Below are 15,058 nucleotides of genomic sequence, written 5' to 3'. Positions count from 1 at the left end.
ATCGGAATTCAATGGTTTATGGCAGGCTTATTTTCCTTCCAAACTCGGTTTGGAGCCTTGGAGTGCATCCATGATCGCTTCAGATCGAACAGCAGCCAATCGCTTGATGCCTTTGAAGCTCACAAAGCGCTTGTTGCTCTCATCCCATAAATGAAAACGCAGGCACTGCACGCTGGCCGCCAGTGTAATCGTTGTCGCCTTCTGAAGCGGAGGTGTCTCGTTATGTGCTTTTTCCAGGTTGTAATTCGGTACCCGTGGGCTTAAATGATGGACGTGGTGAAAGCCAATATTGCCTGTGAGCCATTGCAAAACCTTTGGCAGCTTGTAGTAGGAGCTTCCTTCTACTGCTGCTTTCACGTAGTTCCACTCTTCTTCGTTCTCAAAATACGAATCCTCATACGTATGCTGTACATAAAACAGCCAAATCCCAAACAATCCTGAGAAAAAAAAGATCGGACCTTGAATCAGCAGAAATGCTTGCCAGCCAACCGCCCAGATTAAGACCGCATAAAGACCAACCAACAGCACATTCGTCAAATACGTATTCAACCGCTCTTTGCGGCGAGCACGTTTTACATTAAAACGATATTGGAGCAAAAAGACAAAAATAGGGCCTAAGCCAAACATAACGATCGGATTACGATACAGCCGATAAGAAATTTTACGCCAGATAGAAGCTTCGAGATATTCATTAACAGTTAACATCCACAGATCGCCTACGCCTCGTTTGTCGAGGTTGCTGCTCGTAGCATGGTGAATATTGTGACTATTTTTCCACTGTTCATACGGCACGTGGGAAATCACACCCGTAATTGTCCCCACGATGTCATTCGCCAGACGATTTCTGAAAAAGGATTGGTGGCAGCAGTCGTGGCAAATGATGAAGGTACGGATGACGAAGCCAGCTGCAACAATGACGATAGGCAGCGTCAGCCAATAGGACACAGATAGACTGAGATAAGCTCCGTACCAGAGCAGAATCAGGGGAATTAACGTATTGATTAGCTGTCGGATACTCTTTTTCATGTCTGATTTTTCAAAGGGGGCAACATTCTTTTTCAACTCGGCAATGTTGGCTTGATGCATCAATCGTTTCCTCCTCGACCGAAGCGCATGAGACGTGGAGTGCGCCGGACACTATATTCTATCTATATTGTAGAAAATAGCGTCTGGCCGCTGTAGTCATAAACGTCAAGTCGGAGACATGACAAATGTCATGGTTGAACAAGCGACTTGAAAATTTAAGGTACATAAACTAAGCAGCCATCCCATATTATGCCAAGAAAAGACCCCATCCATACTTCGGATGAGGTCTCTCGCTTTGACGCCGTATTGTTCTTACTTCACATCGAGGCGCTTCACGATATCTTCGAGCAGCAAATTCGCTGCCTTGATGCCGCCTGCTTTGTTCCAAACCGTTTCGTCTACTTGGTAAACTTGATTGGTCTTCGCCACATTCAGAGATTGGAAGACCGGGCTTTCCATCCATTTTTTCGCGTTGTTCGAAACATCTTTAGATTCTTTCGTTGGCTCCGTTACCCAGTAGAACAGGATGTCCCCATCCATAGCGGACATACCTTCTTCACTGATCATTTCTGCAAAGTTGTTTACGTCCTGGGAAGTTGGACGTGCGAGTCCCAGTTGATCGAGCAGCACACCGCTAAAGGTATCTTTTTGATAGATTTGTACACCTTTTTTGGAGAATTTCGCTACGGATACTTTGGTAGAAGCTTTCGGACCCAGCTTTGCTTTCGCAGCAGCTACACGATCATCGAATTCTTTCAGGACTTGCTCGCCTTCCGACTTCTTGTTTAGTGCTTCTGTATAAAGCATGAAGTTGCTTTTCCATCTACCGGACAGCTCTTCTGAGAATACGGTTGGAGCGATTTTGGACAGTTGATCGTAAATCTTTTCATGACGTACTTTGTTCCCGATGATCAAATCAGGGCTCAGGCTTACAATCGCTTCGAGATTCGGCTGGTCTTCGAAGCCCAACACTTCTACACCTGTCATCTCATCCTTGATGTGAGGATACCAAGGATCTTCATCCCATGACTGTACAGCAGCGATTGGCTTAACGCCAAGTGCAAGCAAGGCTTCGGTACCTTCATTTGTTAAAATGACCACGCGTTCTGGTGTTCCCTTGATCGGAGTGGTACCCATTGCGTGTTTCACTTCACGTACTTCATTGGAATCGGCTGGTGCTGATGTTGGAGTAGCCTTAGTCGTCGTGCCCGATGCAGCTGGCGCTTGTTGAGCTTGGTTGGCATTGCCTCCACAACCGGCAAGGACAACCAGCAAGCACAGTGCGAAGAAGCTGGTCATGATGTGGCGCATGGTACGTAAACTGGTCTTACTTTTCATATCGAGAATGCCCCCACTTCTACTTATCAACTTAGTGATAATAATTATCAATTGATAGTATATAGAGACTCCTCTTCCTTTTCTATGGACGTGATTGTCTAATTCCCATGGACCAGATTACCCCTGTGCGACCTGGAGAAAATACGCTTTGCTCCTTTGAATCGTATGCTCCCTGCCAAACGGTCCCCATGGGTCCCATTCGTGATTGGCGGGATGGTACACTTTGTTCTCCCTCACCGCACGCATGTCTCTCCACAACGGGTTATTCCACAGTGCTGCCACATGCTCCCGTTCACTCCAGAACACGATGATTCGCTCCGGGTTTAATTCGATCAGGTCGTTGAGTGCATTTGGTTTATAGGCCGCGTGGGTCACATTCGGATCAGGCGCAAATCCAAGCTTGTGATAAAACAAATCAGCAAGGGCGTGCCCCTCTACACCATATAGGCGCACCTCATCCGCAAGGACGCGAATCATCGTCCATTCACCCTTGCGTGTAACCGGCAACAGTGCATCTCTTGCTTGTTTTTCCACGTTGTCGATGTGCTTGATGATTTTCTCTGCCTGACTCTCTTTCTTGAAGAGCGTCGCCAATCTGGTTTGGTAGTCAATCCAATTCGGATAACCGTCAAAAAAGACCGTTCCTCTTATTTTCTCCCAGTCTCCTGCCTCCCGATTGTGGAAAAAATTCATCCTGACAATCACATCAGGGGACAACGTTAAAATTTCTTTCGGATCGATCAACTGCTCTGCATTCAATGCTTTTGTCCCGCGCAGCTTTTGCTGTAAATAAGAAGGAAAGCCCGTCCTCGTTTCAAAGTAGTTCGGAAAGGAGGGGGCAGCAATCGGCTGAATTCCCATCGCAAGAAAATGATCCTGCAAAAACAGCTTGCTGACCACGACTACCCGCTGGTCACTTTGCTTCATATAAATTTGCGGCGACAATCCTTCGCGTTTTTTGAAGAGTCTACTAAAATACAGCTCATCGGTATAACCTACGTTACGAGCTACATCCTTCACGCTTCCTCCAGAATGGGCAAGCAGCTCCTTGGCATGCTCCATCCGCAGCCCAGTCAAATACTCCCCGGGTGTCATTCCCGTCACACGTTTGAAAGCACGGCAATAAGAGCTGGGGGTCAACCCCGCAAGACTCGGCAAGCTTCCCAATTCCAGTGACTCGCGGTAGTGTTTTTGCATGTAGACGATGGTCTCCTCAATCGCTCCAATGCCCTTTTCCTCTTTCTTTTTCTGTTCATCATAAACAACACCAAGCAGCTCGTAGAGCAACGCTTGGCTCCGCAAAAAAGAAGAGTAATCCCGTTTTCGTGTCAATTGCGAGAGCTCCTCCATTACCGTAAGAAATGAGGCGGGTGTAGAGACAGCCAAAACCTCGACTTCTTTCCTCGCAGGAGCGCTCTCGTGCTGATCGTGTCTTGCTTCCTCGTAATGCAGCCTGTATATGTGCAACGGCCCTGATTGGCACCGCAATTCTTCTATCTTCGTCGTCGGACGCAACAACAAGAGCTTTCCGGCGTCGAGCACCTGTTTTTGACCATCAACCGACATCTCTGCACTTCCTTCTGCCACATAGCAAAGGACATGGGTGTTTACCTCCACATGACGCAGGTGAAAATTTTTCAATCGCTGTTTGCGAAAAGCGGTCATCAAAAAGCCAGGATAATTTTGATTAATCGTCACAGACTCACATCCTTCTATCACCGGAAAATAGCAAGAAAAAGTAGACAAGCTGATTGCCAGAATCAGCCTGTATTTGACAAGTACTTGCCTACGTCTATTGTGAGGAACGATTCGAACGGAACATCAGCAAGAACAGATAGGGCGCCCCTAGCAACGCCACCACGACCCCCGCCGGAATATCTTTCGGAATCATGACGATCCTTCCTAGCAAATCAGAAGCAGCCAACAATACAGCTCCAAGCATGGCTGAAACGACAACTGCACGGCGATGATGGGGTCCAACCAGCATACGTGCTGCATGTGGAGCGAGAAGACCGATAAATCCTACGGCTCCGACACTGGCAACTGCCGCTGAAGCGAGCAACACGGCAATGACTGCCACAGACAACCTCGTCACCCGCACCTTTAACCCCAATCCAGTCGAGCTCTCGTCGTTAAATGACAAGAGGTCCACACGACGTCCTAACCACCACGCGATCGGTGCTAAAACGAGGATCGCAGGCAACAGGCGGCCTACTTCCATCCATCCCCGCCCGTATGTACTTCCTGCAAGCCAAGTGAGTGCAGGCGCTGCCAAGATCATGGAATGTACGATCAAGATATTGATCAAGGCGGCACCTGCGGCTGAAACCGCAATTCCTACTAGCGTCAAGATGATTGGATTGAGTCCCCTTCTCCAAGAAACTGCATACACAATCGCAGCAGAGATAATTCCCCCTGCAACAGCCCCAAGCGGCATCCAAGCCGAGAATTGAGGAAGCACGAGGAGCACGATAATCGCCCCTACACCCGCACCACTCGTGACACCGACAATCTGCGGATCAGCCAGTGGATTACGTACTGCACTCTGCATGAGACTTCCGCTGATCGCGAGTGCCACACCTGCCAACATCGCAGTCAACAGTCGCGGCATCCGAAGCTCCAACACCAATTGACTGTACATCTCGTTTCCTTGTCCCATGAAAATGGCGATGATCTCCGTCCAGGGCAGGTACAAGTTTCCGCTAGACAAGCTGAGCATCCAAACAACCACGAGCAGCACAGCAAGCATAGACACAATCAGCGGATACGAAACTTTGCGTTGTGCTCCACCGACACTCATCGAGCCTCCAGTCCCAGCAGTCATACTGCGCGAGACACGCAAAGCCAGCCAGATCAACCATGGGCCACCAATAGCAGCCGTGATGGCTCCTGCCGGAAGTTCACCATAATGATTGATGAACATACGTGCAATCGTATCAGAAGCCACAAGCAGCGCTGCCCCCCAGATGGCACATAGCGGCAGCAGCCATCTATGCTGGGTGACGCCTGACAATCGCACTAGATGCGGAGCCACGAGTCCGATGAAACCGATTGGACCGACCACACTGACACTAACGCACGTAACCAAGATCGCAATAAACATGGTAAAAAGCCGTGTTTTTTCCACCTTTTGCCCCAATGACCTCGCCGTTTCTTCATTAAGACTAAGTACATCAAGCTGCCTGGCCATGAAAAAGCTGACCAAAATCCCCGCTACAATCCAAGGCCAACTGAATTCTACACCCGACCAGTCATTTTGCTTCAGGGAGCCCGAGCCCCAGAGGAAAATGCCATTTGTCGTTTCTTCGTTAAACAAGATGATGGCACTCGTCAAGGAGGAGTACACCAAGGTGACGATCATCCCGGATAATGCCACACGCACAGGCGTGCCTTTTCGCCCGCCAGACATGAAGTATACGGTAACGGCTGCGAGTATTCCGCCCGCCATCGCAAATGGAAGCGGGTAGTCATGCAAGAATGATGGCCAAAAAACCATCCCGAACACCACGAAGAAATAGGCACCCGCATTTACGCCCAATGTCGTTTCCGAAGCGAGCGGGTTTCGTGTCACTGTCTGCATCATGGCTCCGGCAATCGCCAATGCTGCACCAGACAAAAGCCCCATGACCGTTCTCGGAAGCCTGACACCTTGTATCATATGGTGATCGGAAATGTCCTGCGGAGCAATAATAGCCTGTACAACAGAACGCAGAGAAATGTCTGCCATCCCCTGTGTCAAACTGACAAATGTAAGCACTAACAGAGCGACAAGTCCACTCCCTAACATCAAGAACAATCTCCAGCCCCCTCTTGGTGAGGAAGTGGCTGGAGTGATGTCAGTTCGTGTGAACATTTTATTTTTGGCTAAACTCATTATTTTACCAACAGATCAACAGCTTTATTCGCGAGAATCTTTGCAGACATGGTGCCACCATACGGCCACAGATCTCCGCCCAGCGCATAGACGCGATTTTCTTTCACAAAAGTAAGGCCGTTCCAAACTGGGTTGTTTTTCAATTGATTCTCAATCACGTTGTCATCATTTTGAATGATATGGAGGAAATTCGCATCCTGCAACGCTGGAAGTGCCTCCACATCTGCCAGTGTCATTCCTGTTTGCTCAAATTTCTTAGGCTTATACTTATTTGTCAGGCCAATATTTATCAAGATGCTTGCTGCTGTAGAGTTATCCGTAGACAAACGGAATTCTACCGCATTTTGGCTGCTGTAGCCCATCGCGAGGACAAATGGAACTTTATCTGCACCAGCTTTGGTTAGCTTTTCTTTTGCTTCCGCATAAGTCTTGTCGAGATCTTTCAAAGCGGCTTCGGCTTCTGCATTTTTACCCGTAATATCCGCAATTTGCTTGAAGATCTCGATCATTCGATCATACTGTGATCCCTGACCTTCAGCAGGATTCGTATCAAAAGCAATCGTTGGCGCAATTTTGCTCATTTCGTCGTAATTGGCCTCTACATTTCGTTTAATACCGATAATCAAATCTGGCTTCAACATCATGATCGATTCCAGGTTCGGGGAAGTACGACTCCCTACATCCACTACTTCTGGGGCAATCTCCACCGGGAGTTTGACCCATTTTTTCATATTTGGAATATCTGCAATCCCTACAGGCTGAATACCAAGAGCCAACAAATGCTCTGCTGAGCTCCATTCCAATGCAACGATACGCTTAGGAGTGCCTTTGATAGTCGACTCTCCCATCATGTGCTTCACTGTACGCACTTGCTCTTCTGCCGGTTTCGCGGCGTCAGGCTGAGCTGTAGCAGCTTGGTTGGAACCAGATTGTGCAGTTGACCCCGCATTGCCGCAAGCAGCGAGTAGCAGCATCGCAGACATAAATACAAGCATCACTGGTAGTTTTATAAGACGCATGAAAAAATTCCCCCTTACTTTTCTAGGTGTTACATCGAATGAAAAAGGATGATGGACATGATTTCCAATCAACCATTGATTATGATAATGATTATCATTATCTTTGTCAACGATGAGATGTGTTCAAAGTCTTAAAAAAATCTCCAGACTCAGAAAAATTAGTTTTAGACTAAACCGAATAATAATGAAACAGCAGCGACCTAAGACCTGAAAACCTCATGAAGTTGCTTAAAGTTGCTAACGGGAATCGTTAGAAATACGATGATTAATCATATTGCCATACGAGCTGTCCTTTTGGCGCTCTAGGTTTAAAGGCGGAGGCTCTTCTAGACTTAAGTCCAGTTCTTATTCAAGCCAAAGTCCGTTACCAAATCTTTCTGACCACTATACGATTAATGTACAAACGGATCACGTAATTTGAAATGACGATCTGTTTAGCATATGCAGAAGAAAGGAAGATAAACGTTTGAACAACAACATGAAGTTAGCAATGATTCTCCTGGCCGCTGCCAGTATCGGAATCGCTGGATGTACGAATGAATCCTCCGTCACTAGCACACAAAGTTCGTCCCAGCAAAACGCTTCTATACCGACGAACGCAATTGCAAATTCAGAAACATCGGACATTAAGAATGTCTCGAATGCAGTAAATGGGGATATTTCTCAAATAGATGTAACTAGCATTCATTCCCTAAAAATTCAGAGTAACGCAGCTATAGTTAAAGTCATAGGAGACAAACAAATCAATCAAGCAAAATGGGAGTTATCCAAGGGCAATTCAAAAGGAATGGATACCAACGTGACTACGTCAATCCAAGATGGAACATTACAGATTATGCTTAAACAGGAACAAAAGAAGTTCATAAATACGGATCCATTGCCATCCTTAACGATCCATCTTCCTTATAAAGACTTCAAATCCCTTGAGATAGATAATGAAGTTGGCGACATATTCATTGAGTCAGAATTGTCGGTCCAACATTTAAATGTGAGCAGCAATGCTGGCAATATCACCGTAACGGATGTCATTGGCAAGGAAAGCAGTAACATATCTACTAACCTTGGAAACGTCGAATTCGCTCTACCGGATCAATTAGCACCTCTATATGTAAGTTTATCAACAGAAATGGGAAATATCGATAATCAGGTTAATCTTGAAAAAGCAACAAATACCACATCGGTTGTTTCCAAAGAACTCCATGGATATGTGGGTGAGGCTCAATCCGAGAATGCAACGCTTAACATTTCCACACAAGTGGGCGAAATTCTATTCAAAAATTAAGTGTCATCATCGTACCAGGCTTGTCATAATCATGATCAGGCCTGGTATTGTTAGCATCCATTTTTAGATCAACGGACAGATGTTCATTGATCATAGAGTTTTAGACTGACTCATTGAACCCGTAATATCAAACCGCTGACTGTACGGATGAATAAACACTTCGTACTGAATCCGACGTTCTTCATGTGACTGCCTTATCTACAACACTATTTCCTAGAGCTCTTGCTTCTTCGTAGGAATAATCTCTCCCGTTTTCACATCTATTCCAATAGTGATAGATTGTTTGGGATCTTTTCCAGTAAACGTAAGGTTATATCTGCTAAATTTGCCTACAAAGTTGTCTACAATATTGGCACTTGAAATCACATAAGATTTTGCTTCTGGATGTGAGGCATAGAATTTATCTACCCCGGATTTTACATTTGGGTATGATAGAACTGTAGCAGCATCCAATGATTGTATGGTATAGCTAAGGTTCCCCGTTTTCGAATCTATTGCAAAGTGAAAAAAGTCTTTTGAATCTTTATCAAGTCTAATAACATACTTATCATACTCACCTTTTGAAACCACATCTTGATAAGCAATGATCTCATAAGATTTTGTTTCTGGAAACTGTACATAGACTTGATCGATTGCTGCTTTCACAGCCTTGTCGGCAAGAGCTTCGGAAGCTGAGAGCTTTTTGTAAGTTCCTGCATACAATTCTTGGTTTTGAGTTACAGTCTTTTGAGTTGGGGTTTCATTTGCACTTACTACTAAAGCACCAGATAGGGAAATCGCAGTAGCCAATCCTAAAGCTGCCAAACGTACGGATGTTTTTTTAAGGTTTATTTTCATACCAATTCTCCTTCACGTTTATGATTTCTTTCCTAGGTATAAGTTAGAAAAAACTTCTAAAATATATAGTGGGATAAACTTAAAATTTTTATTAAAGTTCTTTGGTCATGTAGCTTATCCCATGTTTTTGTCCCTTTAGCAAGTTTAATGGTCCTTTGCTTATAACGGTCCGTTTAGAAGACAAAAAATCCCCCTCTAATGAGGAGGATTTTTTCCTTAAAGCTACGCTTCTTTTGGCAACACAATTCCACGATAAAGCTGAACCGTAATGTAATAATAAATCGCATAGATCACAACGAAAATCAGCGTTGGAATCCAGATGTTCAGGTACGGATCCAAAAGGATGAACGAGAACATCTCCATACCGATCAATACGTGCATCAGACCGATGATCGCCGGGAAAATGAATACCATGAACAGCTCTTTATAGATCGAACCTACGAGCAACGATTGACGTACGCCGATTTTTCTCAGCATACTGTAACGATCTTTGTCACGGGAAGCACCGGACAAGATTTTGAACATCAGGCAGCTCGCCATCATCGCCAGGAATGCAATTCCGAGGAAGAAGCCCATGAACATCGTTCCGCTTGTGAAAATATACATCCCCGCATACGTGCTGTATTTGGAAGAAGTGTATACGTCTTTCGCTTCCACATTTGTGATAGACCCAATCAGTTGCTTTTGACGTTCATCCATTGCTTTTAATTCCTGCGTGTATTTCAAATAGTCGTCAACCTGAGCAAGGAGAACCTTGTGTTCACTTCCAGCAGTTTGCTCATACGTTGCCTGATCCACAACCAGAACAGATTTACCCTCAATCATCTGGTAGTTGATAAAGTTGGTGAATATCGCTTTGTCCCAATCCTCAGGAATAGCATCGTATTTACCTTTGTCATCTTTTGACGAACTAACGATATACGTCTCTTTCGGAATCGGATCAGTCACAAGTTTTGGCTTGTTGTCAGCAGAGTAATTTTGAATGCTGTTCGTGGAAAGCAACAACGGATTTGCCAACAAGTCTTCCTTCAAGTAGTAATACGCCTTGTCGTCGACTTTGTATCGATACGTATTTTGCTCCAGGACGTTCATTTTTTTCAGTGCCTCATAATCCGCTTCAACCGGATCATGCAGATTCACGTCATACACATGGAACACCGTGGTAAACAAATTGACGTTTTGCTGAAAGGCCAAGCCCCCTGCCATCGCCCCGACACCAAGCCCGATCAGCATGGCTACTGTACCGAGGATTTTGGTCAGGTTGTTCACCCGAAAACGCAGCTGAGCAAAGGTGAATGCGTTCAGCTTGCTGTCATTCAGCTTTTTATTTTTCTTCAAAGCCTGTACAAGAACTGGCAACAGCGAGATGAAAATCAAGTACGTCCCGATGGTGCATGAAATCGCCCCTACAATAAAGCCGAGTGCTTGCAGGTACATAAGCAAGTGCAAGCATGTATAGCCCAGAGCCAACAGGATCACGCCAAGGATAGCGATCAAAATCGCTCCGATTCCTTTTGACTTGATTTTGTCATTTTGTTGCTCAGCACGGATGAGAGCCAGCTCAGTTGCACGAGCCAAACGAGCCGCATTGATCGTAGATGTGATGATAAACAGAATGAGGAAGAATCCCCATGTCACCCAAACCGCTGGCAGATAAAAAGGATAGTACCCATCTGTCGAAATCTCCAGCAGATTCATGAGCAGGACGCCGATGCCGCTTGCAAGTGCAATACCAACCAAACTACCGATCACCAAGGAAATGATCCCCATTGTCAATGTTTCCAGGAACAAAATTTGGCTGATTTTCCCCTTCTTCGCCCCTAAGACCATGTACATTCCGAGCTCTTTGCGCCGTAGCGAGAGTAGGAATGAGTTTGCATAAAAAATATAGAAAATCGTGATAAACGCCAGCAGGAATGCCCCTACATTGAAAACGATCTGAATCGAAGAAATCATCGCGTTGTTTTTCGTGTAATCAGAATTGAGGGCAAGCGTCTGGAACATGTAAAAAATCGAAATGGAGATGACCAGACCCACGAGCAGAACCAAATAGTCCTTCATCATCTTCCGCATACTGGACAAGGATAGCTTGAAAAGCATGAAACGTTACCTCCTAGCGTACATCATGTGATGCACCTAGCTCGGCCAGTACATCCAGAATTTGTTTGAAAAATTGCTGACGATCTCCCGTACGTTGAATCTCGGTGTACAGCTTGCCGTCCTGAATGAACAAGATCCGTTTGCAATAACTCGCAGAAAAGGCGTCGTGCGTAACCATCATGATTGATACTTGGTGGTTCTCGTTCAAATCTGTCATCGTTTCCAGCAAGCTTTTCGCATTCTTCGAGTCGAGGGCGCCTGTCGGTTCGTCCGCCAGCAAAATCGCAGGATCATGCACAAGTGCGCGTGCTGCCGCGGCGCGTTGTTTTTGTCCCCCGGAAATTTGAACCGGATATTTTTGCAAAATCTCTTCGATCCCGAGTGTTTGTGCTACTTTACTTACTTTGGTGCTGATCTCTTTGGAAGGGACACCTTGCAGAGACAGCGGCAATGCAATGTTCTCATACACGGACAAATTCTCTAGCAGGTTGAAATCTTGAAAAATGAAGCCGAGCTTTTGCGAACGAAAATCTGCGAGCTGATTACGCTTCATCTGTGTAATGTTCGTTCCCGCAATTTCAATAAAGCCTTCTGTTGGACGATCCAGTGTGGAAATCACGTTGAGCAAAGTCGTCTTACCCGAACCGGATGGCCCCATGATTCCCACGAACTCACCTGTGTCTATGGTCATCGATACGCCTTTTAAGGCATGCGATTGGCTTTCACCTTTTGTCCCATATATTTTTTGAACGTCTTTCACTTCTAGTACAGCAGTACTCATTCTTACGTTCCTCCATTCTATCTATTGGCTAGCGCTCGTTATTTCTGTCGCTATTAACTGTAACCAAATTCCAGAATAGGAGCTATTGATGTTCCTTACAGTTTTCTTTACATTTTGTAAGGTTTATTACGTGAGACGAAAAAAAGTCATCCGGCGAGGGATGACTTTTCTTGTGATCTATTTTTTGCTTTGTTCTCTTCGTATCTTTTGATCAGCATATCTACGAACATATCAATCTGTGCTGTGATCGCGATTGGATCATAGCGATAGAATGTATCGTAATCGTTGTAGAAAATCTGATTGTTTTTCGCAGCAGGTGTGGCATTCCAGACTGCGGACTCCTGTAAGGTTTTCAAGGCTTCGCTATTTTTTTCCGGATTGTAGAAAGTCACGAACATGTAATCCGCAGCGTATTCTGGCAAGGTTTCCATGGACAGCTGTAAGGTTTGCTCTTTGGATTTGTCAGCGTGCGGCATTTTCAGCTTCAATGCATTGTACACGGTTTGACCACCGCGCCCTGCGTGATCGCCGAAGATCCACAAATCTCCTTTGTTCGTCAGCTCGTAGAGACCAACCGTTGCATTCTCATCCACGATGCCTTTCAGCTTTTCGCGCCCCTCGGCAGCCTTCTTGTCAAACTCTGCAATGAACTTGTCTGCCTTTTCTTTATCGCCAACCACTTCTCCGAACAATTTGAGGGTATCATAAATGTTTGTCGCCGTACCGTACGGAAGATAAACGGTTGGAGCGATTTTGGACAAGGCTTCATAATTGTCATCATACATGACAACGATGAGGTCAGGAGCCAGCTCTAATGTTTTCTCCACATTGATCCGCGGGCTACCCACGTCCTGCGCATTTTTTAATGGTTCAACGGTAAACGGGCTTTTAAAAGCTTCCGTCTCTGCACCGATTACATTTCCGCCTACTGCAATCAACTCACCTGCGTAGTAATCCGTCACAATACGTTGTGGCTTGTCAGGAATTTGAATCGTCCCTTTTGGTGTTTCGATGCTGCGCATTTTGTTCTCAGTAGGGACTGCTGTTGACTTGTCAGCTGGCTTGGAAGCAGAATCCGTTGCGGGTGCTTGCGTTGCCGTATTTGCTCCACTGCATGCCGTCAAAAAAAGCGAGAACACCAAAATGACAGCAAAGACAGCCTTTACTGTTTGGTTCATAAGCATAATGAGCCTCCCTTATGTACATTTGTAAGATAGATGTAAGTAACGTCATAATCGATATTGATTATCATTATCGATAAAACTATAACAAACAGTATTTTTACTGTCAATCGCCCGAGCTTTGCGAAAAAAAGCAAAAAAAATCCCTTTCTGAGAAAGGGATTAGTTGCCGGAGCGTCTTTGTTTGATCATATCGTCCATCTTTACAAAGGTGTATCCTTTGCTTTTTAGGCTTTCCAGTACAATTGGGAGTGCTTCAATCGTGTGGATGTCATCGAGCATATGCAGCAAAATGACACTGCCATTTTTCGTCTTGCTCATGACGCCATTTACGATATCTTGAGCGCTGTTTTTATTGTCCCAATCTAATGTGGTGACATCGTACAACGCAATGACCTTGTATCCCGTAGCTGCAATCACTTTGGCTGTGTGATCGTCTACTACGCCCGTCGGCGGACGGAACAGCATGACAGGCTGCTGTTGGATCGCTTCGGTAATGACCTGGTGTGCTTTGACCACGTCCTTCTGCAATTCTTCCGATGTCAGCGTCGTTATGACCGGATGGCTATACGAATGGTTGGCCACATCATGACCACTCTCCACCATCGCTCTCGCCAAATTCGGATTGTTCTCCACCCCTTTTGCCCGCAAGAAGAACGTTGCTTTCACATCATGCTCTGCCAAGATGTCTAATAGTTTCGTTACGGTTTTGTCGCTTCCCCAGTCGTCAAAGGTGAGCGCGATCTGCTTTTTATTTGTATCGACCTGAGAGATGATCTCGTACTCGGCATTTTCGAATTGTGGATTCAGTTTTGCTGCGTCAAAGCCTGGTATTTGTTCCAGCGGCTTGCGTTCACCGCCGTTTTTCACCATCTCACTGAGCGGGACAAACTGGTAGCCGATATCCGCTGCTGCCTTGGCGATCAACGGAATGGACGGAATCACCTCAGGATTGATGTCTGTATTGAGTGAGATAATGCTGCCTCTGGACATGTAGCGAGTTATGTAATCTCCAATGGTTTTGGCGTCTTTTTGCAAATCACGGTCCTTCGGGTTGATGCTGTAGCTGACGACCGCTTCCATCCCGAGATGGGCGGCTGCCAAACGAACGTCATCCGTCACATCACCAGATTTAGTTCTCACATAGCGAGGGGAAATACCCGTCTCGCGTTTGATTACTTCATTACTCAACTGGATCTCCTGATAAATTTGCTCGTAGCTGAGCTTGCTCATATCCAGTTGATTCAATGTGTTGTTCTGGATTTCATGACCGTGAGCCAAAATATCCTTGGCTATGCTTGGCTCCTCGGCGACACGCATACCCGGCAGAAAAAATGTTGCTTTGATCTTATGGGCATCTAGCTGCTCCAAAAGACTTTTCATCATCTTATCGTCGCCCATGCCGTTAAACGTCAGGGCCAGTTCCTTGCGCCCCGTGTATACATAAGGCAGCACCTTGCTTTTTTCACCCGTGTAACGAGTGATAGTCTGTTTCTTCTCTGTCTTCTGGCGCTCTGTGGATTCATATTTGCTCGCAAACATCGAGCATCCAGAGACGAGCACGACTGTCATGAGCAGTGCAATTCTTTTGCACAGTTTTGCAGATATAATCATGTATGA

At 45.7% G+C, this 15,058-nt stretch carries 11 protein-coding genes; 1 reads left to right on the top strand and 10 read right to left on the bottom strand.

Features of this window, described 5'->3' with window-relative positions:
• Positions 1 to 27: 27 nt before the first annotated feature.
• From desA to ACUUHJ_RS04555, 5 genes are all read right to left on the bottom strand, one after another.
• The gene (desA, locus tag ACUUHJ_RS04575; protein WP_472298361.1) at positions 28 to 1,086 is read right to left on the bottom strand and encodes a Delta(5) desaturase DesA; all 1,059 of its coding nucleotides are present in this window, start codon (positions 1,084 to 1,086) and stop codon (positions 28 to 30) included.
• Positions 1,087 to 1,338: 252 nt separating this feature from the next.
• Positions 1,339 to 2,364, bottom strand: a complete 1,026-nt coding sequence (locus ACUUHJ_RS04570; protein WP_472298360.1) for an ABC transporter substrate-binding protein — start codon at positions 2,362 to 2,364, stop codon at positions 1,339 to 1,341.
• A 117-nt stretch (positions 2,365 to 2,481) separates the two neighbouring features.
• Complete coding sequence (locus tag ACUUHJ_RS04565) at positions 2,482 to 4,062, bottom strand: helix-turn-helix domain-containing protein (RefSeq protein ID WP_472298359.1); 1,581 nt, start codon at positions 4,060 to 4,062, stop codon at positions 2,482 to 2,484.
• Positions 4,063 to 4,156: 94 nt separating this feature from the next.
• On the bottom strand, positions 4,157 to 6,217 hold the full coding sequence (gene fhuB / locus ACUUHJ_RS04560; protein ID WP_472301141.1) for a Fe(3+)-hydroxamate ABC transporter permease FhuB: 2,061 nt from the start codon (positions 6,215 to 6,217) through the stop codon (positions 4,157 to 4,159).
• 20 nt (positions 6,218 to 6,237) lie between these two features.
• Positions 6,238 to 7,257 (bottom strand): ABC transporter substrate-binding protein, encoded by a 1,020-nt coding sequence (locus ACUUHJ_RS04555; protein ID WP_472298358.1) that lies wholly within the window; start codon positions 7,255 to 7,257, stop codon positions 6,238 to 6,240.
• Positions 7,258 to 7,723: 466 nt separating this feature from the next.
• Here ACUUHJ_RS04555 and ACUUHJ_RS04550 point away from each other — a divergent pair, with 466 nt between their 5' ends.
• Complete coding sequence (locus ACUUHJ_RS04550; protein ID WP_472298357.1) at positions 7,724 to 8,539, top strand: DUF4097 family beta strand repeat-containing protein; 816 nt, start codon at positions 7,724 to 7,726, stop codon at positions 8,537 to 8,539.
• 213 nt (positions 8,540 to 8,752) lie between these two features.
• On the opposite strand, the gene ACUUHJ_RS04545 is transcribed toward ACUUHJ_RS04550, so the two are convergent.
• The 5 genes from ACUUHJ_RS04545 to ACUUHJ_RS04525 form a co-directional block, all read right to left on the bottom strand.
• Positions 8,753 to 9,376, bottom strand: a complete 624-nt coding sequence (locus ACUUHJ_RS04545; RefSeq protein WP_472298356.1) for a hypothetical protein — start codon at positions 9,374 to 9,376, stop codon at positions 8,753 to 8,755.
• Positions 9,377 to 9,598: 222 nt separating this feature from the next.
• The gene (locus ACUUHJ_RS04540) at positions 9,599 to 11,476 is read right to left on the bottom strand and encodes an FtsX-like permease family protein (protein WP_472298355.1); all 1,878 of its coding nucleotides are present in this window, start codon (positions 11,474 to 11,476) and stop codon (positions 9,599 to 9,601) included.
• Positions 11,477 to 11,489: 13 nt separating this feature from the next.
• Positions 11,490 to 12,257 carry an ABC transporter ATP-binding protein gene (locus ACUUHJ_RS04535; RefSeq protein ID WP_289676185.1) on the bottom strand — a complete coding sequence of 256 codons (768 nt, stop codon included), beginning with the start codon at positions 12,255 to 12,257 and terminating at the stop codon, positions 11,490 to 11,492.
• Positions 12,258 to 12,403: 146 nt separating this feature from the next.
• The gene (locus ACUUHJ_RS04530; protein WP_472298354.1) at positions 12,404 to 13,441 is read right to left on the bottom strand and encodes an ABC transporter substrate-binding protein; all 1,038 of its coding nucleotides are present in this window, start codon (positions 13,439 to 13,441) and stop codon (positions 12,404 to 12,406) included.
• 159 nt (positions 13,442 to 13,600) lie between these two features.
• Positions 13,601 to 15,052, bottom strand: a complete 1,452-nt coding sequence (locus ACUUHJ_RS04525) for a polysaccharide deacetylase family protein (RefSeq protein WP_472298353.1) — start codon at positions 15,050 to 15,052, stop codon at positions 13,601 to 13,603.
• Positions 15,053 to 15,058 lie beyond the last annotated feature (6 nt).

This window comes from Brevibacillus schisleri, assembly GCF_055685845.1.
This window is presented reverse-complemented; position numbering and strand designations above follow the sequence as displayed.

Excerpts from the sequence above, each read along its gene's own strand:
- desA (WP_472298361.1), bottom strand. The coding sequence starts at position 1,086 with ATGCATCAAGCCAACATTGCCGAGTTGAAAAAGAATGTTGCCCCCTTT.
- ACUUHJ_RS04570 (WP_472298360.1), bottom strand. The coding sequence starts at position 2,364 with ATGAAAAGTAAGACCAGTTTACGTACCATGCGCCACATCATGACCAGC.
- fhuB (WP_472301141.1), bottom strand. The coding sequence starts at position 6,217 with ATGTTCACACGAACTGACATCACTCCAGCCACTTCCTCACCAAGAGGG.
- ACUUHJ_RS04555 (WP_472298358.1), bottom strand. The coding sequence starts at position 7,257 with ATGCGTCTTATAAAACTACCAGTGATGCTTGTATTTATGTCTGCGATG.
- ACUUHJ_RS04545 (WP_472298356.1), bottom strand. The coding sequence starts at position 9,376 with ATGAAAATAAACCTTAAAAAAACATCCGTACGTTTGGCAGCTTTAGGA.
- ACUUHJ_RS04540 (WP_472298355.1), bottom strand. The coding sequence starts at position 11,476 with ATGCTTTTCAAGCTATCCTTGTCCAGTATGCGGAAGATGATGAAGGAC.
- ACUUHJ_RS04535 (WP_289676185.1), bottom strand. The coding sequence starts at position 12,257 with ATGAGTACTGCTGTACTAGAAGTGAAAGACGTTCAAAAAATATATGGG.
- ACUUHJ_RS04530 (WP_472298354.1), bottom strand. The coding sequence starts at position 13,441 with ATGCTTATGAACCAAACAGTAAAGGCTGTCTTTGCTGTCATTTTGGTG.
- ACUUHJ_RS04525 (WP_472298353.1), bottom strand. The coding sequence starts at position 15,052 with ATGATTATATCTGCAAAACTGTGCAAAAGAATTGCACTGCTCATGACA.